Genomic DNA, 24,397 nt, shown 5'->3' with positions numbered 1-24,397 from the left:
GACCGGGATTTCTTCCCGCCCGTGGCCGGGCTCAGTCGAGCGCGTGCATCACCTGGCCTTCGACCAGCGTGTAGTGCACGCGTCCCGGCAATTCCAGCCCGAGGAAGGGCGTGTTCTTGCCCTGGCTGTGCAGCGTGTCGCGGCGCACCGTCGTGTGGGCGGCCGGGTCGAACAGGCACAGGTCGGCGCGCGCGCCCGGACTGAGATGTCCGGCCTTCGTGATGCCGACGATGCGTGCCGCGTCGGAGGTGACGCGGGCGAGCGCCTGACCCAGCGGCAGGCCCGCTTCTTCCGCCCACTTCAGCGTCAGCGGCAGCAGCAGTTCGAGGCCGGTCGCGCCGGGCTCGGATTCGCTGAACGGCGTGAGCTTGCCGTCGTCGTCGACGGGCGTGTGGTCGGAGCACAGCGCGTCGATGCTGCCGTCGGCGAGCCCCTGCCGCAGCGCGTCGCGGTCGCGCTGGCTGCGCAGCGGCGGCACGAGGTGGCAGTTGCTGTTGAAGTAGCCGATATCCATGTCGGACAGGTGCAGGTGGTTGATCGACACGTCGCAGGTGACGTCGAGTCCGTCGGCGCGCGCCTGCCGGATCAGCGCCAGCCCTTCGGCGCTTGACAGCCGCGTCACATGCAGGCGCGCGCCGGTCGCGCGGGCGAGCTGGATATGGGCATACAGCGCGATGGTTTCGGCGGCCGTCGGGATGCCCGGCAGGCCGAGGCGGGTCGCGACTTCGCCGTCGTGCGCGAAACCGCGCGACAGGAAAGGCGCGAGCGGCTGCAGCCACACGCGGAAGCCGAAAGTCGCGGCGTACTGCATCGCCCGCAACAGCACCGCGCTGTCGACGACCGGGACGTTGGCCTGGCCGAACGCGACGCAGCCGGCTTCGACGAGCTCGGCCATTTCCGACAGGCGTTCGCCCTTGAGCCCGACCGTCAGCGCGCCGACCGGATAGACGTGCGCGCGGTTCAGCTTCTTCGCGCGGTAGCACAGCATCTCGACGAGGCCGGGTTCGTCGAGCACGGGATCGGTGTCGGGCGGGATCGCGAGGCTCGTGACGCCGCCGGCCATCGCCGCGTCCATTTCGGATTCGAGCGTGGCGCGGTATTCGAAGCCCGGCTCGCGCAGGCGCGCGGCCAGATCGATCAGGCCGGGCGCGACGACGAGCCCGGTCGCGTCGATCGTGCGCTCCGCGGTGAAGCCGTCGGGTGCGCGCCCGTGGGCGACGATCTTGCCGTCGGCGAGATACATGTCGTGCGTGTCGTCGAGTCCATTGGCCGGGTCCACGACGCGGCCATTGGCGATGCGAATCTTCATTTACTTGCTCCCCTGCTGACCGGCCAGCATGCTCATGACTGCCATGCGCACCGCGATGCCGAACGTGACCTGCGGCAGGATCACCGCCTGCGCGCCGTCGGCGACCGAGGAGTCGATCTCGACGCCGCGGTTCATCGGCCCCGGGTGCATCACGATCGCGTCGGGCTTCGCCAGCGCGAGCTTCTCGGCGGTCAGGCCCCACACCTTGTAGAACTCCTGCGGCGTCGGCAGCAGCGCGCCGTTCATGCGCTCGTTCTGCAGCCGCAGCATCATCACGACATCGACCCCGCGCAGGCCTTCGCGGATGTCGTGGAAGACGCGCACGCCGAGCCGCTCGACGTCGGTCGGCAGCAGGGTCTTCGGGCCGATGACGCGCACTTCGGGCACGCCGAGCGTCGTCAGCGCGCTGATCTGCGAACGGGCGACGCGCGAGTGCAGCACGTCGCCGACGATCGCGACGGTGAGGTTCGTGAAGTCGCGCTTGAAGTGCCGGATCGTGTACATGTCGAGCAGCCCCTGCGTCGGGTGCGCGTGGCGCCCGTCGCCGGCATTGACGACGTGGATGTCGTCGCGGCCGGTGGCGAAGAGGTGCTGCGCAATCAGGAACGGCGCGCCGCTCGCCGCGTGGCGCACGACGAACATGTCGGCCTGCATCGCGCACAGGTTGTCGACAGTGTCGAGCAGACTCTCGCCTTTCGCGGTCGAGGAGGTCGACACGTTGAGGTTGACGACGTCCGCCGACAGGCGCTTCGCGGCGATCTCGAAAGTCGTGCGTGTGCGCGTGGAATTTTCGAAGAACAGGTTGAAGATGCTCTTGCCGCGCAACAGCGGCAGCTTCTTCACTTCGCGTTCGGCGACTGCGGTGAAGGGTGCGGCGGTGTCGAGGATCGCCGTCAGGATGCCGCGCGGCAGGCCGTCGATCGTCAAGAGGTGCTGCAGTTCGCCGTGTTTGTTGAGCTGCGGATTACGCATCGATCAGCCTCAGCGTCAGTTCGCCCGTCGCGCCGGCCTCGAGCTGCAGGCTCTGGTTCGCGGGCAGGGGTTCGGGCAGGGTCAGCGCGCACCAGCGCGGCGCGATCGGCAGTTCGCGGCCGCCGCGGTCGATGAGCACCGCGAGGTCGACGCGCGCCGGGCGGCCGAAGTCGAACAGCTCGTTGATCGCCGCGCGCGTCGTGCGCCCGGTGTAGAGCACGTCGTCGACGATGATCACGTCGGCGCCTTCCACCGTGAACGGGATCTCGGTACGCTTGGGCTGCGGGTGCAGGCCTTTCGAGCCGAAGTCGTCGCGGTAGAACGATACGTCGATCGAGCCCGGCGGCTGGCTCAGGCCGAGCGCGCGATGCAGGCGTTCGGCGAGCCACACGCCGCCGGTGTGGATGCCCACCAGCGCGGTCGCCGGTGAGACGTGCGGGCGCATCTGCTCGACCAGCGTCTTGCAGAGCGCCTCGGCATCAAGGCTTTGCATGTCCATGAGTGTCCAGGAAGTGTTGCAGGATGATCTGTGCCGCGACGGCGTCGAGGACTTGCTTGCGGGCGCGCCAGTCGTGCGTCCCCGCTTCGGCCAGCGCTGCATCCGCCGCGACCGACGACAGCCGCTCGTCGCATTCGAACACCGGCAGGCCGAACCGACCGTGCAGCTGGTTCGCGAAACGTCGGCAGCGCGCGGTCATTTCGTGCGGTGTGCCGTCGAGATGGCTCGGCATGCCGACCACCAGTCCGACCGGCCGCCATTCGTCGAGGAGCTTTGCGATCGCCGCGAAGCGCGGCGCGCTGGCTTCGCCCTGGAGGGTCAGCAGCGCGCTCGCCCGGCGGGTTTCGAGTTCGCCGACGGCAACACCGATGCGCGCGAGACCGAAATCGAAGCCGAGCAGGGTGCCGCGGGCGGGCAGGGCGGCGGGCGCTGGTCCCGGCGCCTCAGGCATGCCCCGCGGACTCGCTCAGATTCGCGAAGTCGATGCCGAGCTTTTGCATCGCCGCGGCGAGACGCTCCTCGGGCGGGAGTCCGAAAACGATCGCGAGGTCGGCCGGCACGGTCAGCCAGCTGTTGTCGGCGATCTCCTGTTCGAGCTGGCCGGCGGTCCAGCCCGCGTAGCCGAGCGTCACCAGCACGTCGGGCGGCTCGCCGCTGCTGCCGACCGCCTGCAGGATGTCGCGCGAACTCGTCAGGCCGACTTCGTCATTCACGACGAGCGTCGAATGCCATTCGCCCGCCGGACGATGCAGCACGAAGCCGCGATCGGTCTGCACCGGGCCGCCGAAATAAACCGGCTGGCCGGCGAGCCCGTCCGCTTCGAGCGGCACGTCGATGCGTTCGAACAAGGCCGCGAGCGTCATGTCGATCGGCCGATTGACGATGATTCCCAGCGCGCCCTGCTCGTTGTGCTCGGCGATGTAGGTGAGGCTGCGCACGAAATTCGGATCGGCCATGTTCGGCATGGCGATCAGGAAATGGTGCGTGAGATTCGAAGTGATTGCGCTCATGGCTGCATTTTAGCTCGTCGTGGCGAGGATGCGCAGGAATGCGGCGGAAGGGATCTTTCGTCGCAGCTTCCTCGTGCAGCTCCCGCGTAGCAACTCACGCTCCCAGGTCGCGGTTTTCTCGGCACGCGTTGCCAGGCCGGCACGGCGGCCCGCCCGGTATGGGTGCGCAGCAGCCCGAGCAGTTCGTCCTCGTCGTACGGCTTGCCGAGATAGTGGTTCGCGCCGAGGCGTCCGGCGTACTCGCGGTGTTTGTCGGCGAGCCGTGACGTGATCATGATCACCGGCACGTCGCGCGTGCGCTCGTCGGCGCGGATGTTGCGCAGCAGGTCGAAGCCGTCCATGCGCGGCATCTCGATGTCCGACAGGATCACGTCCGGCACCGCTTCGAGCAGCCGCTCCAGCGCATCGACGCCGTCCTTCGCCGCGACGACCCGGTAGCCTTCGCGTTCCAGCAGGCGTCCGGTGATCTTGCGCACGGTGAGCGAATCGTCGACGACCATCACGGTGGGGGCGCGGACCGGCGCCGCCTCGAACGGCTCCAGCGGTTCCGGCGCTTCGCCGCCCGCGTTCGCCGCGGTCGCGGTGCCTTCGGCGAGGCGGCGGCTCGCCAGGGCGACGGGGTTCAGGATCAGCACGATCTCGCCGTCGCCGAGTACTGTCGCGCCGGAAATGCCGACGATGCGCACAAGCTGCGGGCCGGCGTTCTTGACGACGATTTCCTGGTTGCCGCGCAGCGCATCGACGTGCAGCGCCAGCGTCTGCGCGCCGATACGCAGCAGCAGGACCCAGTTGAAGCGTTGTTCCGGCGGCTGGGTGAAGCGCTCGCCGAGCAGCTGCGGAAGATAGCGGTACGCGAAGTGCCGGCCCTGCCACTCGGTGCCGCCGTCGCGGCGCAGCGCGTCGAGCGGCTCGGCCTTGAGTTCGAGCACCTGCGCAATCATGCTCGACGGGATCGCGTAAGTCCGGCTGCCGGCGCGGACCAGCAAGGCCTGCGTGACCGCGAGCGTGAGCGGCAGATGGAGGCGGAACTCGGTGCCGCGGCCGACCTCGGAATGAACGTCGATGCGACCGCCCGCCGCCGCCGTCTCGGACTTCACGACGTCCATGCCGACGCCGCGGCCGGCGAGCGGCGACACGCTGTCGGCGGTCGAAAAACCCGGGATGAAGATCAGGTTCGTCAGGCGCCACTCGTCGGCCGCCTCGTCGGCGCCGAGCAGGCCGCTCGCACGCGCCCGTTCGGCGATGCGCCCGTAGTCGAGGCCGCCGCCGTCGTCGGCGAGCGCGATCGCGATTTCGTTGCCTTCCTGGCTTACGCTCAGCGTGATCTGGCCGATTTCGCCCTTGCCGGCTGCGCGCCGCGCGTCGGGATGTTCGATGCCGTGCGCGACGGCGTTGCGCAGCAGGTGTTCGAGCGGCGCGACCAGATGTTCGAGCACGCTGCGGTCGATCTCGATGCGTCCGCCGCGCAAGTCGAGGTCAGCACGCTTGCCCAGTTCCTTCGCGCTCTGGCGCACAACCCGGTAGAGCCGGTCGGCGAGGCTGTCGAACGGCACCATCCTCACCTGCATCAGCGCCTGCTGCAGGTTGCGCGACAGGCGCGCCTGGCTGTTGAGCGCCAGCTCCGCGCCGTCGAGGTTGCGCAACAGGCTCTGCTGGACGGTCGTCACGTCGCCGACGCTCTCGGCCATCATCCGCGTGAGTTCCTGCAGCCGCGTGTAGCGGTCCATCTCGAGCGGGTCGAACGCGCCGTCGTGCGCGTCGCTGCGCGCGAGGCGGGACTGCATCTGCACGTCGGCCTGGAGCTCGACTTCGCGCAGCTGGTTGCGCAGGCGGATGACGTTTTCGGTCAGGTCGAGCAGCGAGCGGCGCAGCGTGCGCAACTCGCCGGCGACGCGCGTGCGGGTGATGCCGATTTCGCCCGCCTGGTTGACGAAGCGATCGACCGCGTCCGCGCGCACGCGCAAAGTGGCGGCGCCGCTCGCCCCGTCCTGCCCGGCTGACGTTGCCGGCGCCGCGTCGTCCGGGGCCGGCGCCGGTTGTGCGGGGCCGCCGCCGGCGATCGCGTCGATCAGCTGTTCGGCCTGATCGAGCCCGGCGGTCAGTTCGTCGATCAGTCCGCCGGCCGGTTCCTGTCCGCCTTCGAGCGCTGCAACGAGCTGCGATTCGAGGTGGTGGACGTGCTGCCCGAGCGTCATCGCACCGGCCATGCGCGCGCTGCCCTTCAGCGTGTGCAGCAATCGCGCCGTGCTTTGCGCGGCATCGGCCGCGCCGTCGCTGCGCCACTGGCGCAGCGCTGCGTGCAGTTCGCCGAGCAGCTCTGCGCCTTCGTCGAGAAAGACCGGCAGCAGCTGCGCGTCGAGTTCGTCATGGACCGGGGAGCCGGGCCCGGACGGCACGCTCCCGGCGTCGGCGGGCTGCGCGGCGATGAGGTTGTCGTGGCTGGCGAGGCCGCGGACGCTCGGCGCCCTTTCGGTTTCGGTTCCGGTTTCCAGCGGTGTCTCGCGGCCGACGTCGTCGAGCTGCTCGACGAGCTCCGGCACCGCGAGCGGCATGCGGCGCGCGACCACTTCGGCCAGCATCGCGCCGAGTGTGTCGTTGGCGGATTTCAGCAGCGCGGCCTGTTCGGCCGTGGGCTCCTGGGCAGTGTCGCGCAGGCGTTCGAGCGCGTGTTCGAGTCCGCGTGCGAGCTCGTGCAGCGGCGTCAGCCGCGTGGTGCCCGAGATGCCCGCCAGCGTATGGGCGGCGCGAAGCGCTTCCTCCGCCGGTATCAGGGTCGGATTGGCTTCCAGGCGCGCGAGCTCGGCGTGCAGGACCGCGAGGTGCTGACGCGCTTCGCCGACGTAGAGGTCGTAGAGCGGCCGGCTGATTTCCGCCGCGCCGATGCGCACGACTTCCCGTTCGGCGGCCGCGGGCAGTGCGGCCGGCTCGTCGGGGCCGGCATCGGGCGCGCCGGCAGCCGTTTCGAACGACGCGCCCGGCGCGAAGTTGAACACCTCCGGCTCGAACGGCAGCAATGGCGCTTCAGAATCGCTGCCGGGAAGGTCGCCGAAATCGAAGACCGAGCTCTCGATTTCGAGGCCGGCGAGAAGATCCTCGCTTTCGTCGCTGCGCAGGTGCTGCGCCTCGGCGACCAGCGCCGCGACATCCCGCGCCTGAGCCCGGCCGGCTTCGAGATCGCGCACCCATTCCAGCAACGCCGTGCGAGCCGCGTCGATGAGCCGATGAAGGGCGGATGAGGGCGTCCACTCGAGCTGCAGCCAGCGGTTCAGCGTCTGTTCGATCTCCCACGCGGTCTCGCCGAGGTCGTGCAGACCGACCATGCGGCCGCTGCCCTTGAGGGTGTGGAAACCGCGGCGGATCGCGACGAGATGCTCGCGCGCGTCGGCGTCGCTGCTCGACAGGTCGAGGCGTGCGCCGATCGTTGCCAGGACTTCATGGGCTTCTTCAATGAAGATCGCGAGCAGTTCGGCATCGAGGTCGGCGGCTGCGGCTGCGGCTGGGGGCGATGCGGCAGGCTCTGCTGACTGTGCGCCGGCGGGCGCAGGGGCCGGGACCAGCGTCTCTTCGACGTCTTGCGGGTCGAGAAAGCGTTCGAGCTGCGCGGGGCCATGCTGCAGGGCTTCGACGTAAAAACCCAGCGCCGACAGTCGCCGCGCGAGCCGTTCGTGTTCGCCCTGATCGGGGCTCTGCCCGGCGTCCGCAAGGCGGGCGACCGTGCCGGCGGCGTCCTCGACGAGGGCGACGGCCGGGGCGTCGCCGATCAGCGCGAACGCGCCGGCGATCTGCCCGAGCGGCTTTGCGAGGCTCGCCAGCAGCGTGCGTTTCTGCTCGTTGCGGAAAAAATCGTCGAGAACCTGCTCGACCTGGGCGAGGCTCGACAGGATTTCACGCGCAAGCTGGCCGAGCGCGTCGCGCTCTTGCGCGCGCCGTGCCGTCTCCGTGGCCGGCGAACGCTCGGCAGCAGGGACCGGCTCGCCTCGCGCCAGCGCTTCCAGGCGCGCGACCGTGTCGTCGACGTGCGCGGAAAATCCGGCAGCGGGTGCGCCGCGCTCGAGCCCCGCCTCGCACAGCAGCAATGCGGTCGCGACTTCCAGCGCGATCGGGTCGCTGCAGCGCAGTGGGTCCTTGCGCAGCCATGCGATGAATTCGGCGATGCCGCGAAGCAGCCGGTCGAGCGCCGGCCGGCCGAGCCGGGAGGCTTGTGCGGCGAGCTCGGCGAGATGCGCGTCGAAGCGTGGCAGCTCCACCGCCTGGCCCTCCGCGAAGCCGTCCCAGGCCTGTTTCGCCGCGCTCATCAGCCCCTGCAGGGTCTTCAGCAGCGCAGCGAGCGGAGCTGCACTGACCGTCGCGCCGGGTTGCGGAAGCAGCGCGTCGAGTCGCCAGGTCGCGCGGACGTCCTTCTGGTGGGCGCTGCGCGCCGGCGCCTGGCTGGTCCAGTACAGCAACTCGCGCACGAGGCGGTCGGGGACGACGACCGGGATGTCGGACAGGCGCTTGAGCTGGGCATCGAGCTGCGAGCACAGGCGCTTGATTTCCGGCCGTGCCGGCAGGTCCTGATGGATCAGCGTCTCGAGGAAGGCCTGTGCGGCGTACCACAGCACGCCGACCGGGGTGCCGGTGTGCAGGGCTTCGATCTCGCCGACCGCTGCGAGCATCGCGTGCGGACCGGCGGCGTCCGCGGGGGTGCGCAGCCATTGCAGCAGGCCACGCTGGAACAGCGCGCGGTGGGTGCGCAGCTGTTGCTGGCGGACGTCCTCGTTCAATCCGGCCGGCGCCGCGCCGCGCCGCGCAGGACGCAGCGAGAGGTCGGGGAAAAACAGCTCCGCGGGCGACAGCGGCCCCGCGCCCCGGACGGTGCCAATCTCCTCGTATAGCGACAGAAGGCGCAGCGGCTGGTCCGGCGTGCCGTGCACAAGCTCCTCGAGATAGTTGCCGATCGTCGCCAGCGCACGGCGCGCGAGCTCCACCGTCGAAGCGTCGATCGGCCGTTCGTCGTGCGCGAGCATGCCCAGCAGCTGGTCGAGCGAGGACGCGAACTGGCTCAGCCCGTCGAGGCCGACGATCGACAACGCGCCGCACGCCTGGTGGAGATGAGTCTGCGCAAACTGGACGCAGGCGGCGCCCCCCGATGCGCCGAGCGCTTGATCGAGGGATTCGTCGGCGCGCGCGAGCGCGAGGTCGATTTCGGTCTTGACCCAGGTCAGCGGGCCGAGATCCAGCGCGTCAGGGTGGCTCATGGGCGTCCTCTATGCCGCGGTCAGACCTTGAAGCCCGACACCGAGCCCTTGAGCTCGACCGCGAGATCGGCCAGCTGGCCCACCGACACGGCGGTCTGCTGCGTGCCGCGCGCGGTCTGCTCGGTGACCGCGAGGATCTCCTTCATCGCTTCGGCCACGCGCGTCGCGGCCGCGGCCTGCTGCTGCGTGTCGCCGGAAATCTGTTCGATGAGGCGCGCCGTTTCCGTCGACACGTCGCCGATCTCAGCCAGCGCCTGGCCCGCGGCGTCGGACAGCTGCGCCCCTTCGACGACGTCGCGCGTTGCCGTTTCCATCGAACCGACCGCATCCTTGGTGTCGGTCTGGATCGTCTTCACGATCGCCGCGATCTGCTTCGTCGCTTCGCCGGAACGTTCGGCCAGGCGCTGCACTTCTTCGGCGACGACGGTGAAGCCGCGCCCCGCTTCGCCGGCCGACGCGGCCTGGATCGCCGCGTTCAATGCGAGGACGTTGGTCTGTTCGGTGATGTCCGAGATCAGTTCGACGATCTCGCCGATTTCCTGCGACGACTCGCCGAGCCGCTTGATGCGCTTCGAGGTTTCCTGGATCTGGCCGCGGATGTCGTTCATGCCGCGGATCGTGTTTTCGACCGCGCCCGCGCCCTTGCGCGCCGAGTCGAGCGAGCGCCGCGCGACCTGCGCCGAGCGCAACGCGAGTTCGGACGATTCGGTCATCGAGCGGGCCATCTGCTGCACGGCCGCGCCGGCTTCCTGGATCTCCCGCGACTGGCGTCCGGTCGCGTCGAGCAGCTCGTTCGACGTGCTCTGCGCCGATTCGGTCGCGGCGGTGACGCGGCCGGCGGCGTCGTTGATCCGCCGCACCAGCACCGAGAGTTCTTCGATCGTGTAATTGACCGAGTCCGCGATCGCGCCGGTGATGTCCTCCGAGACGGTCGTGCGCACTGTCAGGTCGCCATCGGCGAGCTCGCCCATCTCGTTCATCAGCCGCAGGATCGCCTGTTGGGCAAGATTGTGTTCGTTCTCGGCGTTCTTGCGCAACGCTTCGGCTTCGGCGCCGCGGGCAGCGATCTCCGCATTGTTGATCTTCGCCATCAGGCCGAGGATCGCCAGGCCGAGCAGGGCGACGACGGCGATCCCGAGCGTCGCCGGAGTCAGGCCGCGGGAGCTCTCGTCGAGGGTGTCGGACAGCGCGCGCACGCGGGTCGTCAGGGCCTCGGAATCCTGATAGAAGATCTGCCGCCCGGCCTGTTTCGCCTGCACGAGGACGTCGATGTTGTCGACGAGGCGGGTGACCGCGCCGAGCGTGTCCTGCGCGTGCGTCTCGAAACCCTGCAGGCGCGCACGCGCCGCGGGATCCGTCGTCGTCTGCGCGATCGTGGCGACCAGGTCGACGAGGGCACGCGCGTCCTGGCCGAGCGCGGCCGCGGTCTGCGGTTCGATCGCGTTGGGGACGAGCAGCGCGTTCGCGTTCTTCGTGATGCGTTGCGTCAACATCACGACGGTGCTGGCCGCGGCGATGTCGGCGCCGGAAGCATTGGTCTGCAGCTTGAATTGCGCAAGATGCCGGGCTTGCTGGAACAGCTGTTCGTCCTGCTCGTTGAGCGACGCGATCGACTGGGTCAGCGCGAGAAGCGTCTTCTCCTGGTCGATCAGCCAGGCGGCGTTGCGGGCAGTCTCGCTCCAGGCACTGCGCAGCGCGTCGATCCCGGTTTGCGCGCTGTTCGGCACCGGCGGAATTCCCTTCCCGGCGACCGCGCCGCCCTGGCCGAGCGTGTCGAGGAGTTCGGTGAAGCGGCGCGTTCCGCTGCGCAGGTCGGCGAACGCCTGCGGGTTGCCTTGCAGCGACAGTTGCGCCGCCTTGGCGATCCGTTGCGACAGCGTTTCCATTTCGCCGGCGATGGAAATGTAGGTTGTCGCGTGCGCCGATTCGCGGAACTGGTGGAAGATCAGCCCGAGACCGGCGATCGTCGTCAGCGCGAAGGCGACGCCCAGCAGGGTGATTTTTTCGGACGCGGTGCGGGCGCGCTTTTGCGCCGGGGCCTTCCGTTCCTTCGTCGCGGGGCGGCGCAGCGGCGCTTCCATGATCGTGGTCGCGGCCGGTGCATCCTCGACGTAGGCTGTCCTGGCGATGCTGAAGTCCAGCTTTGGAAGCTTGAGGGCCATGTTCTTGCTCCGCGAATTCGGATCGTCGTTCAGGGGAAAAACCGGTTTGCGTCAGTCAATGCCGGCGTTCAGGAAGCCGCGATGCGCAAGGAGTTGCGGGACGTCGAGCTTCAGCCACAGACGCTCCCGCGCGTCGCGCAGGCGGCCCTGGACCCACGGCCGCGCGTCGTCGCCCCCGCTCCGGTCCGGCTGGAAGTCGTCGGGGTTGCGCAGGCCGATCGCGCGCGAGACGAGCAGCGCGCAATTGACGCCGTGACGCATGCCCACCAGCAGCAGCCGCGTCGCGCCACCCGGATCGATCGGCGCGCCATCGTGGAAGGCCGCAAAGTCCACGACGCTGAACAGCGTGCCGCGCACATTCGCGAGGCCGCGGAACCATTCGCACGCGAGCGGCACCGGCGCGAGCGGCGGCACCGGCAGGATCTCGCCGGTGTCGGTCAGGTTGATCAGCCAGTTTTCCGTTCCTGCGCGCACGCCCAGCAGCGCATGGCGGTCGTCGCTGCGCGCTTCGGCGAAACGGCGGACGAGGTCTTCCTGGAACTCGCGCAGGCTCAGTCGCTTCGCCATCCGCCTCAGCCCAGCGCCTGGATACGGATGAGCAGTTCGGCGCCGTCCACCGGTTTCACGAGATAGTCGTGGGCGCCCTGGCGCATGCCCCAGATGCGGTCGGTCTCGAGGCCTTTGCTGGTGCAGATGATGATCGGGATCGAGCGGGTGGATTCGCTGCGCGCGATCATGCGCGTGGCCTGGTAGCCGTTGATGCCGGGCATGACGACATCCATCAGGATGAGGTCCGGCATTTCGCTCTGGCTCTTCGCGATCGCATCCTCGCCGTTTTCGGCCGTGACCACCTGGTAGCCGCGCGCGGACAGCAGCTCGGTGAGGGCGAAGCGTTCGGTCGGCGAATCGTCGACCACGAGGATTTTCTTGATCGTCATTTGTCCCGGTGCTCCCGTGGCGCTCAGTCGGTGGCGCGGCTGGCGTGGGCAGCTGCCGCCCTGAGCAGGCTGTCCTTGGTGAACGGCTTGGTGAGATATTCGTCCGACCCGGCCATGCGGCCGCGGGCGCGGTCGAACAGCCCGTCCTTCGACGACAGCATGATCACCGGCGTCGCCGAAAGCCGCGGGTTCTTCTTGATCAGCGCGCAGGTCTGGTAGCCGTCGAGGCGCGGCATCATGATGTCGACGAAAATGACATGAGGGCGATGGTCGGCGATCTTCGCCAGCGCATCGAAGCCGTCCTCGGCGAGGAGCACCTCGCAGCCCGAGTGGGTCAGGAAGATCTCGGCGCTGCGCCGGATGGTGTTGCTGTCGTCGATCACCATCACCCGGAGTCCGGTCAGATCCATGACGTCAATCCTCGCTGGTTCGTTCTTGCAGGCCTTCCGCCATGCGACCGGACAAGATCCTCCGGCGCGGGCCGCTCCGCCCGGCCGGTGCGGCCTTCGCACACTTCAGAGCTCGACCTGCTCGAAGTCTTCCTTGCGGGCTCCGCACTCGGGGCAGGTCCAGTTCGGAGGAATGTCTTCCCAGCGGGTGCCGGGCGGAATGCCTTCGCCGGGCACTCCGGCGGCTTCGTCGTAGATGAAGCCGCAGATCAGGCACATCCAGGTCTTGTATTGCGTGCTGGCCATCTGGCGGCGTGTTCGGCGCGAATTGGCTGTAAAATCCGCCGCATCTTACCGCATTTTCCCTGCCGCGCCAGACCAGCCGGCGTACCCAGCAGCAGGTAGCCTTCATAAATGTCTTACGGTACTTCCGACGTTCCGCCTTCCGTGCTCTGTTTTGCCACCAGTGATGCGACGGGCGGCGGCGGGCTGCAGTCCGATGTCCTGACGCTCGCGAGCATGGGATGCCACCCGCTGACCGTCGTCGCAGCGGTCGCCGTGCGCGACACCCGCGGCATCGAGGAGCTGCTCGCGCTCGATGCCGACGCGGTCGCCGCGCAGGCGCGCGCGGTGCTCGAAGATATCCCGGTGCAGGCGTTGAAGCTGGGGCTGGTCGGCAACGTCGAGAACGTCGCCGCGATCGCCGAGATCCTGTCCGACTACCCCGATCTGCCGCTCGTGCTGGAGCCGGCGCTGTCGTACGTCGAGGGTGACGAAGGCGCGGCAGACGAGATGCTCGCGGCGCTTGCCGAACTGGTCCTGCCGCAGGTGACGGTGCTCGTCGCGAGCCGCCACGAAGTGCTGCGGCTCGCGCTCGCCAGCCTCGAGGACGCGGATGCCGACGCCGACGCCGACGAGCCGCTCCTGCTCGAGGACGCCGTCGCGCACCTGCTCGCGCTCGGCATGGAATACGTGTTGCTGACCGGGGTCGGCGAGCCGGGGCCGCAGGTCGTCAATATCCTGATGGGGGCCGAAGGCGTCGTGCGCACCGACGCGTGGGAGCGGCTGCCGGCGCGTTTCCTCGGCGCCGGCGCGACGCTCGCGGGCGCGGTCGCGGCTGCGCTGGCGCACGGCATGGAAGTGCCCGAAGCGGTGCGCGAGGCCCAGGAGTTCACGTTTCAGGCGCTCTCCGGCGCGTACCGGCCGGGGATGGGGCTGGCGCTGCCCGACCGCTTCTTCTGGGCGCGGCCCGAGGAACGCGACGATGCCTGACGCACGCCTGCGCGGGCTGTACCTGATCACCCCGGACTCTCCCGACACGGCAACGCTCGTCGCGCAGGTCGCGCGCGCGCTCGGCGGGCGGCCCGCGCTGCTGCAGTACCGCAGCAAGCAGCCGGACGCCGCGCTGCGGCTCGGGCAGGCGCGGCAGATCGCGGCGCTGTGCCGCCAGGCCGGCGTGCCGTTCATCGTCAACGACAGCCTCGATCTCGCGCTCGCGAGCGGCGCGGACGGCGTGCATCTCGGCCGCGAGGACGGCGATCTCGGCGCGGCGCGACGCGCGCTCGGGGCGGGCCGCATTCTCGGCGTGACCTGCTACGACGAATGGCCGCGCGCGGTGGCGGGATGCGCGGCCGGTGCCGACTACGTCGCGTTCGGCGCGGTGTTCGCGTCGGCAACGAAACCGGCCGCAGTGCGCGCGCCGCTCGATCTGTTCGTCCGCGGCAGGCGCGAACTCGCGGTGCCGCTCGCCGCGATCGGCGGCATCACGCTCGACAACGCGGCGCAAGTGATCGCGGCCGGGGCGAGTCTTGTCGCGGTCGTCGCCGACGTTTTCGACGCCCCCGATCCGGGCGCGCGCGCTGCCGCCTACCGCACGCTGTTCGACGCCTGATACGTCCGCTTTTTTCCCTTCAAATGCCATCACGGGTTGCCCTCGACATGACCAGCAGAAACGAAACCCTTTTCCAGCGTGCCCGGAAGTCCATCCCCGGCGGCGTCAACTCACCGGTCCGCGCGTTCCGCTCGGTCGGCGGCACGCCGCGCTTCATCAGTCGGGCCGAAGGGGCGCGCGTGTGGGATGCCGACGGCAAGGCCTATGTCGATTACGTCGGCTCGTGGGGGCCGGCGATCGCCGGCCACGCGCACCCCGCGATCGTCGAGGCGGTGCGCGAGGCGGCGCTCGCCGGGCTGTCGTTCGGCGCCCCGTCGGAGGCCGAAGTCGACATCGCCGAGCTGATCTGCGAGCTGATGCCGTCGATCGAGATGGTGCGGCTGGTGAGCTCCGGCACCGAGGCGACGATGAGCGCGATCCGGCTTGCGCGCGGCTTCACCGGCCGCGACGCGATCGTCAAGTTCGAAGGCTGCTACCACGGCCACGCCGACAGTCTGCTGGTCAAGGCCGGCTCCGGCTTGCTGACGTTCGGCAACCCGTCGTCGGGCGGCGTGCCGGCCGACTTCGCGAAGCACACGATCGTGCTTGACTACAACGACCTGCAGCAGGTCGAGGACGCGTTTCGCGCGCGCGGCGGCGAGATCGCCGCAGTCATCGTCGAAGCGATCGCCGGCAACATGAACCTCGTCAAGCCGCTGCCGGGCTTCCTCGAAGGGCTGCGCCGGCTATGCACCGAATACGGCGTGGTGCTGATCTTCGACGAGGTCATGACGGGCTTTCGCGTCGGCCCGCAAGGGGTGCAGGGTCTCTACGGCATCACGCCGGACCTCACGACGCTCGGCAAGGTCATCGGCGGCGGCATGCCGGTCGGCGCCTTCGGTGGCCGGCGCGACATCATGGAGAAAATCGCGCCGCTCGGTTCGGTGTACCAGGCGGGCACGCTGTCGGGCAGCCCCGTCGCGGTCGCCGCGGGCCTCGCGTCGCTGAAACTGCTGCGCGAACCCGGCTTCTACGAAAACCTCAGCGCGCGCACGACGCAGCTCGTCGCAGGGCTTGCCGCGGCGGCGAACGACGCGGGCGTGACGTTCAGTGCCGACTCGGTCGGTGGCATGTTCGGCGTGTATTTCAGCGCCGCCGTGCCGAAGTCCTTCGCCGACGTCATGGCGTCCGACCGCGACGCCTTCAACCGCTTCTTCCACGCGATGCTCGACGCCGGCCACTACTTCGCGCCGTCGGCGTTCGAGGCGGGTTTCGTGTCGGCGGCACATACCGCGGCCGACATCGATGAGACGATCGCGGCGGCGCGCAAGGTGTTCGCGAGCCTCGGCTGAACCCGAGGGCTCCGGCCGGGATCACAGCAGGAACAGCGTCGCGAGCCCGAGGAAGATGAAGAAGCCGCCCGAGTCGGTGAGCGCGGTGATCATCACCGAGCCGCCGATCGCCGGATCGGCGCCGAGGCGCATGCGCAGCATCGGGATCACGACGCCGGCGGCGGCGGCGAGCAGCAGGTTCAGCGTCATCGCGGCCGTCATCACGGCGCCGAGCGACGCGCTGCCGTAGAGCCACCACGCGAGCACGCCGAGCAGCCCGCCCCACACCACGCCGTTGAACAGCGCGACGCCGATTTCCTTTTTCATCAGGCGCTGCATCGCCGACTGTTCGACCTGGCCCATCGCGATCGCGCGCACGATCATCGTGATCGTCTGGTTGCCGGAGTTGCCGCCGATGCCGGCGACGATCGGCATCAGCGCGGCGAGCGCGACGAGCTTCTCGATCGAGCCTTCGAACGCGCCGATGACGCGCGACGCGATGAAAGCGGTGACGAGATTCACCGCGAGCCATGCCCAGCGGTTCTTCACCGAATCCCACACCGACGCGAAGATGTCCTCCTCCTCGCGCAGGCCGGCGTGGCTGAGGATCTCGGCTTCGGATTCCTCGCGGATGAAATCGACGACGTCGGCGACGGTCAGCCGGCCGATGACGCGCCGCTCGCGGTCGATCACCGGCGCCGACACCAGGTCGTAGCGCTCGAACGCCTGCGCGGCGTCGTCAGCCTCGTCGTCGGGCTCGAAGCTGATGACGTTCTCGCGGTGCATCACCGACGCGACAGTCATCTCCGGATCGTTGATCAGCAGCGATTCGAGCGTCAGGATGCCTTTCAGGTGATCGTCGCGGTCGACGACGAACAACTTGTCGGTATGGTCGGGCAACTCCTCGAAGCGGCGCAGGTAACGCAGCACGACTTCGAGCGTGACGTCCTCGCGCACCGTCACCATGTCGAAGTCCATCAGCGCGCCGACCGAATCTTCCGGGAACGACATCGCCGCGCGCAGCTGCTCGCGGCCTTCGCTGTCGAGCGCCTGGAAGACGTCCTGCATGACCTCGGGCGGCAGGTCCGGCGCGAGGTCGGCGAGCTCGTCGGCGTCGAGCGTTTCGGCCGCGGCGATGAGCTCGTCGGGCCGCATCGTCTCGATCAGCGTCTCGCGCACCGCGTCCGACACTTCGAGCAGGATGTCGCCGTCGCGGTCGGCCTTGACGAGGTCCCAGACGAACAGGCGGTCCTCGGGCGGCAGCGCTTCGAGGATGTACGCGATGTCGGCCGGGTGGAGCTTGTCGAGGCGACTCTGCAACTCGGCCAGGTGCTGCTTGTGGACGAGGTTTTCGACGAGCTCGTGGCGCGGCATGTCCTGCCGATGGACGAGTTCTTCCACCACTTTGTGGCGTGACAGCAGCGCCTGCACTTCGCGCAGGTGCTGCTGGACGTCGTCCGGGTGGAGCTCGTCTTGCGCGCTCATCGGCGCCTCCGGGTCGGGGGTGGAATCGGGTGGGGACAGGGCGTAAGGCGCGAATTCTACGGGCTTCGACCCGCCCTTGCGACCCCGGATCCGGCAAAATGCTGCGCTGCCGCGAAAGTTCGGCGCAGCAGCTCGGCGACCTCCTCGGCCACGCCGCCAGCCGGTTCCCCGGAAGGCGGTTTCAGGGCACCGTGGCGTGGATCATCCGCGACCGGATCCGCTCTGCATGGGCGGCGAGGCGTGGCCCGAACTGCTTCTCGTAGCGGCGCGGATTCGGCAGCATCACCGCCAGGCGAGCGGCTTCGGCAGGGCCGAGGCGGTCCGCGGGGACGCGGAAATAGCGCCGCGCCGCAGCTTCACAGCCGAAAATCCCGTTGCCCCATTCGACCACGTTCAGATAGACCTCGAGGATGCGGCGCTTGCTCCACACGGTTTCGATCATCACCGTGATGACCGCCTCCTGGGCCTTGCGGAAGTAGTTGCGCGACGGCGACAGGAACAGGTTTTTCGCGAGCTGCTGGCTGATCGTCGAGCCGCCGGCGACCGCACGGCCCTTGCGCTGGTTCTTCTCGAGCGCGCGCTGCATGCCTTCCCAGTCGAAGCCGTCGTGGTCGATGAACGTGTCGTCCTCGGCGGTGATCACGGCGCGCTTGAGGTGGATCGAGATGCGTTCGTACGGCACCCACTCGTGCCGCAGTGCGACATCCGGCCGCTTCTGCTGCAGTTCGTCGAGGCGCAGCTGCATGAAACTCGTGCTCGACGGATTGAACTGGCTCCACCACAGCACGAGCGTGAAAATCCACAGCTGGTACAGCGCGAACAGCGCGACCAGCGCCAGCAGCGCCCAGCCTGCGCCGCGCAGCGCGGTTTTCATCTGCCGTCGAGCTGGCGGCGCAGCGCGGCGAGCACCGGCGCGGTATCCGGCCTTACGCCGCGCCACAGCAGGAAGCTCTCGGCCGCCTGCTCGACGAGCATGCCCAGGCCGTCGGCCCGCTGCGTGGCGCCATCGCTGCGGGCCGCGGCGAGGAAGGGCGTATCGCCGCGCCCGTACATCATGTCGTACGCCAGCCCGCCCGCCGCGTACAGCCCGGCAGGCAGCTGCGGCGCTTCGTTGGCGAGGCTCGCGGCGGTCGCGTTGATGACGACGTCGAACGCCCGACCGGCCAAGTCGACGAAACCGCACGCGTCGAGCGCGACGTCCGGGGCGTGGCTGCGGAACGCCTCGGCCAGTGCATACGCCTTGTCGACGCTGCGGTTCGCGAGCGTGAGCTGCGCCGGGCGCTCGGCGAGCAGCGGCAGCAGCACGCCGCGCGCCGCGCCTCCCGCACCGAGCAGCAGGACACGCTGCCCTTCGAGCGGGCGATCGAGGTTGTGGACGATGTCGCGGATGAGCCCGGCGCCGTCGGTGTTGTCGCCGAAGATGCCGTCGGGCCCGAACGCGAGCGTATTGACGGCGCCGGCGGCGCGCGCGCGCGGCGAGCAGCGCTCGGCCAGCGCGAACGCTTCGAGCTTGAACGGCACCGTGACGTTCATGCCGCGCCCGCCGCCACGGCGAAAGCGCTCGACCGCGTCGCGAAAGCCGTCGAGCGGCGCGAGCAGCGCCTCGTAGGACAGTTGCTGCCCGGTCTGGCGCGCGAACTCGGCGTGGATGGCCGGCGAGCGGCTGTGGGAGATCGGGTTGCCGATGACGGCGTAACGGTCGATGGTCACTGCGCGGTTACCTTGTCGGCGTTGGTGAAAGTCCAGGTGCGGGCAATCTCGAGGATGTCGGTGTCGCCGCGGATGTCGCCGGGGAACGGCGCGAACGGCGCGGCGAGCTGGACGATGCGCTTCGCGGCTTCGTCGAGGATCGGCTCGCCCGACGAGCGCTGCACCTCGACGCGCTCGATCGAGCCGTCGGCGCGGATCGCGACGACCAGCAGCAGGCTGCCGTACAGCCGCCCGCGCGCCGCTTCCGGGTAGTTCAGCGTGCCGACGCGCTCGATCTTGTGGCGCCAGTCCTCGACGTACTGCGCGAAGCGGTATTCCTTGGTGCGCGCGCCGATGAACTTCTTGCGCGGGCGCCTGGCGTAGTCGTCGAGCTGGCGGTCGATCTCGGCTTCCAGGCGCGCGACGGTGGCCGCGCTGTTGAGGAGATCGAGCCTTGGGGTGGCGGCGAGGCCGGCGTCGTCTCCCCGGGTGCGCGGCGGGGCGGACCGCTGCCCAGCCTTCGGCTGCGACGCGGCGCTCGACCGGCGCGGGCGGTGCGACGCGCTTCCTCGCCTCGACGGGCGCGTTGCCGTCGCGGCGGACTTGCTGCGGCGGCAGCGGCGACTTCGGCCTGACTTGCCGGCCGCTGTTGCCGCCGCCGTCGACGTTCGCCTGCGCCAGCGCCTCGGCCTTGTCGGGGGCGCGGGCGTGGCGGGCATTGACGAGGACGACTTCCAGCCCCGGATCGCGGATCGGCGGGCGCACCGGGAGCGTGAAGCTGATGCTCAGGATCACCGCATGCAGCACTACCGAGACGGCGAGCGCCAGCTGCAGCCGGCGCGCGTCCCGCCCCGCGCCGCCGGTCAGCTTCGCCAGCGTGCGCAGGGCGCTCGCGGCGGGCGTCGATCGGCGGAGGGTCGGGCGGCTCGACATTGCGCAGCCGGCTCAGCCTTCCAGCGCGGCGTCTGCGGCCTCTTCCGGGGTCGGCTCGGCGAGCGTCTCGACGTAGCGCGCGCGGACGTCGACGTCGAGCACGTCGCTGTCCTCGATCGTCAAGCGCACGCGACTGCCCGGCAGCTGCACCGGCAGCGACGGCACTTTCAGCAGCAGCGGAATCGTCTCGAGGCGCACGAGGTTGTCGCGCAGCACCTTGCCGTCGACCGCGATGCCGGGCTGCTGGCGCAGCCAGCGCAGGCACCAGTAGCGCTCCATCTGGCGCTGGAAGTCGGCATACGCGGCGTAGGTCAGTTCGAAGTCGCGCAGCACCGCCATCAGGTCCGCCGACTTCGGCGCGAAGGCCGGCGGCTCGTGGCGCAGCACCGAGATGATCTGCCACTGGTTGATCATGTCGACGTAGCGGCGCAGCGGCGAACTCGACCACGCGTAGCAGTCGACGCCCAAGCCGTCATGCGGCGCGGCGACCGTCGTCATGCGCACCTTGCCGCCGCTCTGGGCGCGATAGAGGCCCGGCACGCCCGCTTCGTCGAGCAGCTTGCCCCACGTCGCGTTCGCCAGGATCATCATCTCGGCGACCAGCTTGTCGAGCGGCGAACCGCGCCGGCGCTGCGTGATCGTCACGTAGCCGGCGCCGTCGGCGGTCTCGGTCTGCCAGTCGACGTAGAAGTTGAAATCGACCTGGTTCTGGTTGGATTCGGCCTTGCCGCGGCCGGCTTCGAGCACCGTCGCGAGGTCCCACAGCAAGGTGAGTTCGCGCTTCCACGCGAAGTCGGGGCCGTCCTGCTCGTGCAATACCTGCTCGTTGAACAGCGGCTCGATGTCGTGGTGGCGCAGGTTCGCGACGATCGGCACGCGCTCGACGCGGCTCTCGTGGCCGACGATCGCCAGCGCCGCGGTGACGTCGAGGTACAGCGACACCGCCGGACAGTCGCGCCCGGCGGCGAGCGTGAAGGCCTCGACGACGGCGTCCGGCAGCATCGTGATCTTGTTGCCCGGCATATACACCGTCGACAGCCGGCGGCGCGCGATCGCGTCGAGCGCCGAGCCGCGCGCAAAACCGAGCGCCGGCGCGGCGATGTGGATGCCGATGCGCCAGCCGCCGCCTGCGCGCGGCGTCACCGAGAACGCGTCGTCGATCTCGGTCGTCGTCGCGTCGTCGATCGAGAACGCCGCGACATCGGCGCGCGGCAGTTCGGCCGGGTCGTGCGGCGGCTCGAAAGGCGGGAACGCGACGCCGTCCTCGAAATGTTCGAACAGGAAGCGGTGATAGTGGAAATCGTAGCTCGATGCGAGCGCGCCGCACTTGAGCAGCAGCCGCGGCGCCGACAGGCCGGCGTCGACGCAGGCCGCCTCGAACGCCTTGGTCTCGATGCGGTTGCGGTCCGGGCGGTACAGCAGCTGCGGCAGCATGCCGGCGAGTTCGGCCGGCAGGCGGCCCGCGACGAGTTCGCTGCGCATGCGCTCGATCGCCTCGGCCTGCTGGCGCTTCTTTTCCAGGCCGGCGAGCGCCGCCTGCAGGATCTCGGCGGGAGCCTTGCGGAAACGCCCGCGCCCCTTGCGGTGGAAATAGATCGGCGCCGAGTGCAGGCGCAGCAGCACGGCAGCGGCTTCGACGGCGTTCGGCGCGTGACCGTGGTACTCGGCGGCGAAGTCCTGGAAGCCGAACTCGCCGTCGCCGCACACTTCCCACAGGAAACCGGTGTCCAGCTCCTCGGCGTCGGCGGCGGCGCGTTCGAGCAGTTCCCCCGGCGCGGGCTCGCGGAACTGCAGCAGCACGTGGTTGCTTTTCAGCTTCACCCGTTTGCCGTGAGAGGTCTCCACCTGCAGCGAGGAGTCGTTATCAGCGAGAACCGTCCCGGCCTTGAAGGCCCCGTCCTCTTCGAACAGCACAAACATCGGCTACCGCCATCAATGAGCAAGCCCGACAGTTTAAAGGATTCGGTCGCGGCGGGCTCGAAGTCCCGGGCAGGAGGGGGCGCGCGGCCCTCGTCACCCGCCGTTGGTCGCGGTCTGCCCGCCGAGGGTTCATTCCGCCGCGCGCTGCGCGGTGGCGACGAGCGCGAGCGCGTCGAGCGAATATCCCGTGCCGCCGGTGCTGCGGTGCGCTTCGAGCTCCGCGGCGACCGCGTCGCGCAACGCGTGTTGCGTGGCCTGCGGCAGGCGCGCGAGCGCTTCGGCGGCGCCGCCGGCGAGATCGAGGAAAGCCTGCCAGTACGCTGCGGCGTCGGCGAACTCGCACGTGAAGCGGCAGGGTTCGATATGCACGTCGACGAAGCCGGCCGCTGCGAGCGCGGCTTCGAGCACTGCCGCGTCGCCAAAGCGGAACACCGACGGGCGGGCGACTTTCGGCGCCGGCAGCAGGCGGGCGATGCAATCCTGTGCGCAGCCGATCAGCGGGACGTCGTCGCGCGCGCCCCACGTCGACAGCGCGACCCGGCCTCCCGGGCGCAGCACGCGGTGCATCTCGGCCAGCGCCCGCTGCGGGTGCGGGAACATGAACAGCGCGAGGCCGGCGAGCACGCAGTCGAAGCTCGCGTCCGGCAGGCACAGCTGTTCGGCATCGGCGGCGGCGAACGAAAGCCCGGATGCGCCGGCGGACGGCGCGGCTGCCGCAGTCTCGCCGAGCGTGCGACGCGCGCCTTCGGCGAGCATCTCCTCGGCGATGTCGCTCGCGAGCACCCAGCCGCCGGGCTGCACCTGGCGGGCGGCCGCACGGGCGAGCAGGCCGGGGCCGCTGGCGAGGTCGAGTACCCGCCGGCCCGGTGCGAGCCGTGCCGCGCCGAGCAGCGCGTCGGCGAGGTCCGCACGCAGGTGGGCGCCGTCGGCATAGCGGGCGGCGATGCGGTTGAAACCGGCCCGCTCGATCGACTTGAAGCGGCGCGCGTCGAAATCGGGCGCGCTCATGATGCCAGTCCCGCAAACGCGAGCAGCGCGTCGAGATAGTCGTTCCAGCGCGAGAAGCCGTGGTCGCCCCCTGCGAGCACGGTCTGCCGCGCGCCGGCGTATTTCGCCACCGCGTCGCGGTAGTCGAGCACTTCGTCGCCCGTTTCGACGAGCAGCCAGTAGCGCTCCGGCCGGGTGATCGCGGCGACGTCGAGCGCGCGCAGCTCCTCGATGTGCCGCGACGTGAAGTCGAAGCGCTCGCCGGTGTAGAGGTTCGTCTGCGGGCCGATCCACGCTTCGAGCGACAGCGGCGCGACGACGGCCGGATTCACGAGCGCCGCCGCGAGCCCGTGTTTTTCGGCGAGCCAGGTCGCGTAGAAGCCGCCGAGCGAGCTGCCGACCAGCGTCGGCGGAAGCTCCGGCCGTTCGCGGCGGCAGTGCGCGATCTGCGTCTCGACCAGCGCGATCGCCGCGCGCGGCGACACCGGCAGCTGCTCGCACCAGAACGCGTGCGCCAATCCTTTCGCCGCCATGTGGCGCTGCAGCGCTTGCGCCTTGATCGACGCCGGAGCGGAGCGGAAGCCGTGCAGGTAGATGATCATCGGAGCCTCTCGGAACGGCCGGAAAGCGACAGTCTAGCCGCGGCCGGCGGGATGCGGCGCGGCTAGAACTCGCTCCACTCGACGAGCCCCAGCTGCCACGTCGCGAGCACCACCAGCCCGAACACGATGCGATACCACGCGAAGGCGACGAAAGTGTGGTTCGAGATGAAGCGGATGAAGGCCTTGACGGCGAACATCGCCGCGAAGAAGGACGCGACGAAGCCGATCGCGAACACCGGCAGGTCGGCCATGTGGAGCAGGTCGCGGTTCTTGTACAGGTCGTAGATGGTCGCCGCGAACATCGTCGGAATCGAGAGGAAGAACGAGAATTCCGCCGCGGCCTTGCGCGACAGCCCGAACACGAGCCCGCCGAGGATCGTCGCCCCGGAGCGCGACGTGCCCGGAATCATCGCCGCGGCCTGGGCGAAACCCACTTTCAGCGCATCGGGCCAGCGCATCTCGTCGATCGCATTGATGTGCGGATGGTACGCGCGGCGCTCGAGGTAGAGAATCAGCAGGCCGCCGACGACCAGAGCCGTGGCGACGGTCAGCGGGTTGAACAGCAGGCCCTTGATCGTCGAATGGAACATCAGGCCGAGCACCGCCGCCGGCAGGAAGCCGATGAACAGCAGGCCGACGAAGCGCTGCGCCGCGGCCTCGCTGCCGACGCCGGCCGCGACCCTCACCAGCCGTTCGCGATAGTCCCAGCACACGGCGAGAATCGCGGCGAACTGGATGACGATCTTGAACACCTTGCTCGTCGCGTCGTTGTAGCCGAGCAGGTCGCCGATGATGATCAGGTGGCCGGTGGAAGAGATCGGCAGGAATTCGGTCAGCCCCTCGACGATGCCGAGGATGAGCGCGATAACGAGGAGGGGAAGATCCATGCCGGAGGCCTTGTGCGTTCGAAGCCGGGATTATACGGAGCGGATTGTTGCGGGGCAGCGAAATGATCTTTAAGCACGCTGTTGAGCCGATGCGGCGGGCGCCGGCGGGCGTTGTCATGCATCTCTAACAATCGCCGGATACCGTGCCGGGGCACTCCCGCGACACAAGAAACCCTG

Annotated in this window: 22 protein-coding genes; 3 read left to right on the top strand and 19 right to left on the bottom strand. The window is 69.4% G+C overall.

Annotated features, from left to right (window positions below):
* Positions 1-31: 31 nt before the first annotated feature.
* The 11 genes from GO606_RS21520 to GO606_RS21470 all read right to left on the bottom strand — a co-directional run bounded on the left by GO606_RS21520 (position 32) and on the right by GO606_RS21470 (position 12,795).
* Complete coding sequence (locus GO606_RS21520; RefSeq protein WP_169118288.1) at positions 32-1,309, bottom strand: dihydroorotase; 1,278 nt, start codon at positions 1,307-1,309, stop codon at positions 32-34.
* The gene (locus GO606_RS21515; RefSeq protein WP_169118289.1) at positions 1,310-2,281 is read right to left on the bottom strand and encodes an aspartate carbamoyltransferase catalytic subunit; all 972 of its coding nucleotides are present in this window, start codon (positions 2,279-2,281) and stop codon (positions 1,310-1,312) included. It abuts the gene before it with no gap.
* Positions 2,274-2,774 carry a bifunctional pyr operon transcriptional regulator/uracil phosphoribosyltransferase PyrR gene (pyrR, locus tag GO606_RS21510; RefSeq protein WP_169118290.1) on the bottom strand — a complete coding sequence of 167 codons (501 nt, stop codon included), beginning with the start codon at positions 2,772-2,774 and terminating at the stop codon, positions 2,274-2,276. Before pyrR ends, GO606_RS21515 begins: the two co-directional genes overlap by 8 nt.
* Entirely contained in the window at positions 2,761-3,231 is a 471-nt protein-coding gene (gene ruvX, locus GO606_RS21505; RefSeq protein WP_169118291.1) for a Holliday junction resolvase RuvX, read from the bottom strand. The genes pyrR and ruvX overlap by 14 nt, the downstream gene beginning before the upstream one ends.
* Positions 3,224-3,790 (bottom strand): YqgE/AlgH family protein, encoded by a 567-nt coding sequence (locus GO606_RS21500; protein WP_169118292.1) that lies wholly within the window; start codon positions 3,788-3,790, stop codon positions 3,224-3,226. The genes ruvX and GO606_RS21500 overlap by 8 nt, the downstream gene beginning before the upstream one ends.
* Complete coding sequence (locus GO606_RS21495; RefSeq protein ID WP_169118293.1) at positions 3,787-9,027, bottom strand: hybrid sensor histidine kinase/response regulator; 5,241 nt, start codon at positions 9,025-9,027, stop codon at positions 3,787-3,789. The genes GO606_RS21500 and GO606_RS21495 overlap by 4 nt, the downstream gene beginning before the upstream one ends.
* A gap of 20 nt (positions 9,028-9,047) precedes the next feature.
* Positions 9,048-11,189: a methyl-accepting chemotaxis protein gene (locus GO606_RS21490; protein WP_169118294.1), complete on the bottom strand. Its 2,142-nt coding sequence runs from the start codon at positions 11,187-11,189 to the stop codon at positions 9,048-9,050.
* A 51-nt stretch (positions 11,190-11,240) separates the two neighbouring features.
* Positions 11,241-11,756: a chemotaxis protein CheW gene (locus tag GO606_RS21485; protein WP_169118295.1), complete on the bottom strand. Its 516-nt coding sequence runs from the start codon at positions 11,754-11,756 to the stop codon at positions 11,241-11,243.
* Between the two features lie 5 nt (positions 11,757-11,761).
* The gene (locus tag GO606_RS21480) at positions 11,762-12,127 is read right to left on the bottom strand and encodes a response regulator (protein ID WP_169118296.1); all 366 of its coding nucleotides are present in this window, start codon (positions 12,125-12,127) and stop codon (positions 11,762-11,764) included.
* 23 nt (positions 12,128-12,150) lie between these two features.
* A complete protein-coding gene (locus GO606_RS21475) occupies positions 12,151-12,537 on the bottom strand; it encodes a response regulator (protein ID WP_169118297.1) in 387 nt (128 codons plus the stop codon).
* A 105-nt stretch (positions 12,538-12,642) separates the two neighbouring features.
* Positions 12,643-12,795 (bottom strand): rubredoxin, encoded by a 153-nt coding sequence (locus GO606_RS21470; protein ID WP_211166608.1) that lies wholly within the window; start codon positions 12,793-12,795, stop codon positions 12,643-12,645.
* A gap of 135 nt (positions 12,796-12,930) precedes the next feature.
* Here GO606_RS21470 and thiD point away from each other — a divergent pair, with 135 nt between their 5' ends.
* The 3 genes from thiD to hemL are packed head-to-tail and all read left to right on the top strand — an operon-like array spanning position 12,931 to position 15,738.
* Entirely contained in the window at positions 12,931-13,788 is an 858-nt protein-coding gene (thiD, locus tag GO606_RS21465; RefSeq protein WP_169118299.1) for a bifunctional hydroxymethylpyrimidine kinase/phosphomethylpyrimidine kinase, read from the top strand.
* On the top strand, positions 13,781-14,407 hold the full coding sequence (thiE, locus tag GO606_RS21460; RefSeq protein ID WP_169118300.1) for a thiamine phosphate synthase: 627 nt from the start codon (positions 13,781-13,783) through the stop codon (positions 14,405-14,407). The genes thiD and thiE overlap by 8 nt, the downstream gene beginning before the upstream one ends.
* A gap of 47 nt (positions 14,408-14,454) precedes the next feature.
* Positions 14,455-15,738, top strand: coding sequence for a glutamate-1-semialdehyde 2,1-aminomutase (hemL, locus tag GO606_RS21455; RefSeq protein ID WP_169118301.1), 1,284 nt, complete (start codon positions 14,455-14,457; stop codon positions 15,736-15,738).
* 21 nt (positions 15,739-15,759) lie between these two features.
* On the opposite strand, the gene mgtE is transcribed toward hemL, so the two are convergent.
* The 8 genes from mgtE to GO606_RS21415 all read right to left on the bottom strand — a co-directional run bounded on the left by mgtE (position 15,760) and on the right by GO606_RS21415 (position 24,220).
* On the bottom strand, positions 15,760-17,202 hold the full coding sequence (gene mgtE / locus GO606_RS21450) for a magnesium transporter (RefSeq protein WP_169118302.1): 1,443 nt from the start codon (positions 17,200-17,202) through the stop codon (positions 15,760-15,762).
* Between the two features lie 181 nt (positions 17,203-17,383).
* The gene (mtgA, locus tag GO606_RS21445) at positions 17,384-18,076 is read right to left on the bottom strand and encodes a monofunctional biosynthetic peptidoglycan transglycosylase (RefSeq protein ID WP_169118303.1); all 693 of its coding nucleotides are present in this window, start codon (positions 18,074-18,076) and stop codon (positions 17,384-17,386) included.
* Entirely contained in the window at positions 18,073-18,906 is an 834-nt protein-coding gene (gene aroE / locus GO606_RS21440; RefSeq protein ID WP_169118310.1) for a shikimate dehydrogenase, read from the bottom strand. Before aroE ends, mtgA begins: the two co-directional genes overlap by 4 nt.
* Positions 18,907-18,908: 2 nt before the next feature.
* Positions 18,909-19,610 (bottom strand): energy transducer TonB, encoded by a 702-nt coding sequence (locus tag GO606_RS21435; RefSeq protein WP_343316359.1) that lies wholly within the window; start codon positions 19,608-19,610, stop codon positions 18,909-18,911.
* Positions 19,611-19,836: 226 nt separating this feature from the next.
* Complete coding sequence (locus GO606_RS21430) at positions 19,837-21,744, bottom strand: ribonuclease catalytic domain-containing protein (protein WP_169119783.1); 1,908 nt, start codon at positions 21,742-21,744, stop codon at positions 19,837-19,839.
* A gap of 129 nt (positions 21,745-21,873) precedes the next feature.
* Positions 21,874-22,752, bottom strand: a complete 879-nt coding sequence (locus GO606_RS21425; protein WP_169119784.1) for a methyltransferase domain-containing protein — start codon at positions 22,750-22,752, stop codon at positions 21,874-21,876.
* Complete coding sequence (locus tag GO606_RS21420) at positions 22,749-23,333, bottom strand: YqiA/YcfP family alpha/beta fold hydrolase (protein WP_169119785.1); 585 nt, start codon at positions 23,331-23,333, stop codon at positions 22,749-22,751. Before GO606_RS21420 ends, GO606_RS21425 begins: the two co-directional genes overlap by 4 nt.
* Positions 23,334-23,395: 62 nt before the next feature.
* Entirely contained in the window at positions 23,396-24,220 is an 825-nt protein-coding gene (locus GO606_RS21415; protein WP_169119786.1) for an undecaprenyl-diphosphate phosphatase, read from the bottom strand.
* Positions 24,221-24,397 lie beyond the last annotated feature (177 nt).

Origin of the sequence: Aromatoleum anaerobium, from assembly GCF_012910705.2 — a bacterium.
In the GTDB taxonomy this organism is placed as follows: Bacteria; Pseudomonadota; Gammaproteobacteria; order Burkholderiales; family Rhodocyclaceae; genus Aromatoleum; species Aromatoleum anaerobium.
The sequence above is the reverse complement of the archived record's forward strand: the minus strand, read 5'-3'. Positions and strand labels throughout refer to the sequence as shown.

What these genes read in the sequence shown, in the direction of transcription:
- GO606_RS21520 (WP_169118288.1), bottom strand. Translation starts at nt 1,309, where the DNA reads ATGAAGATTCGCATCGCCAATGGCCGCGTCGTGGACCCGGCCAATGGA.
- GO606_RS21515 (WP_169118289.1), bottom strand. Translation starts at nt 2,281, where the DNA reads ATGCGTAATCCGCAGCTCAACAAACACGGCGAACTGCAGCACCTCTTG.
- pyrR (WP_169118290.1), bottom strand. Translation starts at nt 2,774, where the DNA reads ATGCAAAGCCTTGATGCCGAGGCGCTCTGCAAGACGCTGGTCGAGCAG.
- ruvX (WP_169118291.1), bottom strand. Translation starts at nt 3,231, where the DNA reads ATGCCTGAGGCGCCGGGACCAGCGCCCGCCGCCCTGCCCGCCCGCGGC.
- GO606_RS21500 (WP_169118292.1), bottom strand. Translation starts at nt 3,790, where the DNA reads ATGAGCGCAATCACTTCGAATCTCACGCACCATTTCCTGATCGCCATG.
- GO606_RS21495 (WP_169118293.1), bottom strand. Translation starts at nt 9,027, where the DNA reads ATGAGCCACCCTGACGCGCTGGATCTCGGCCCGCTGACCTGGGTCAAG.
- GO606_RS21490 (WP_169118294.1), bottom strand. Translation starts at nt 11,189, where the DNA reads ATGGCCCTCAAGCTTCCAAAGCTGGACTTCAGCATCGCCAGGACAGCC.
- GO606_RS21485 (WP_169118295.1), bottom strand. Translation starts at nt 11,756, where the DNA reads ATGGCGAAGCGACTGAGCCTGCGCGAGTTCCAGGAAGACCTCGTCCGC.
- GO606_RS21480 (WP_169118296.1), bottom strand. Translation starts at nt 12,127, where the DNA reads ATGACGATCAAGAAAATCCTCGTGGTCGACGATTCGCCGACCGAACGC.
- GO606_RS21475 (WP_169118297.1), bottom strand. Translation starts at nt 12,537, where the DNA reads ATGGATCTGACCGGACTCCGGGTGATGGTGATCGACGACAGCAACACC.
- GO606_RS21470 (WP_211166608.1), bottom strand. Translation starts at nt 12,795, where the DNA reads ATGTGCCTGATCTGCGGCTTCATCTACGACGAAGCCGCCGGAGTGCCC.
- thiD (WP_169118299.1), top strand. Translation starts at nt 12,931, where the DNA reads ATGTCTTACGGTACTTCCGACGTTCCGCCTTCCGTGCTCTGTTTTGCC.
- thiE (WP_169118300.1), top strand. Translation starts at nt 13,781, where the DNA reads ATGCCTGACGCACGCCTGCGCGGGCTGTACCTGATCACCCCGGACTCT.
- hemL (WP_169118301.1), top strand. Translation starts at nt 14,455, where the DNA reads ATGACCAGCAGAAACGAAACCCTTTTCCAGCGTGCCCGGAAGTCCATC.
- mgtE (WP_169118302.1), bottom strand. Translation starts at nt 17,202, where the DNA reads ATGAGCGCGCAAGACGAGCTCCACCCGGACGACGTCCAGCAGCACCTG.
- mtgA (WP_169118303.1), bottom strand. Translation starts at nt 18,076, where the DNA reads ATGAAAACCGCGCTGCGCGGCGCAGGCTGGGCGCTGCTGGCGCTGGTC.
- GO606_RS21435 (WP_343316359.1), bottom strand. Translation starts at nt 19,610, where the DNA reads ATGCCCGCCACGCCCGCGCCCCCGACAAGGCCGAGGCGCTGGCGCAGG.
- GO606_RS21430 (WP_169119783.1), bottom strand. Translation starts at nt 21,744, where the DNA reads ATGTTTGTGCTGTTCGAAGAGGACGGGGCCTTCAAGGCCGGGACGGTT.
- GO606_RS21425 (WP_169119784.1), bottom strand. Translation starts at nt 22,752, where the DNA reads ATGAGCGCGCCCGATTTCGACGCGCGCCGCTTCAAGTCGATCGAGCGG.
- GO606_RS21420 (WP_169119785.1), bottom strand. Translation starts at nt 23,333, where the DNA reads ATGATCATCTACCTGCACGGCTTCCGCTCCGCTCCGGCGTCGATCAAG.
- GO606_RS21415 (WP_169119786.1), bottom strand. Translation starts at nt 24,220, where the DNA reads ATGGATCTTCCCCTCCTCGTTATCGCGCTCATCCTCGGCATCGTCGAG.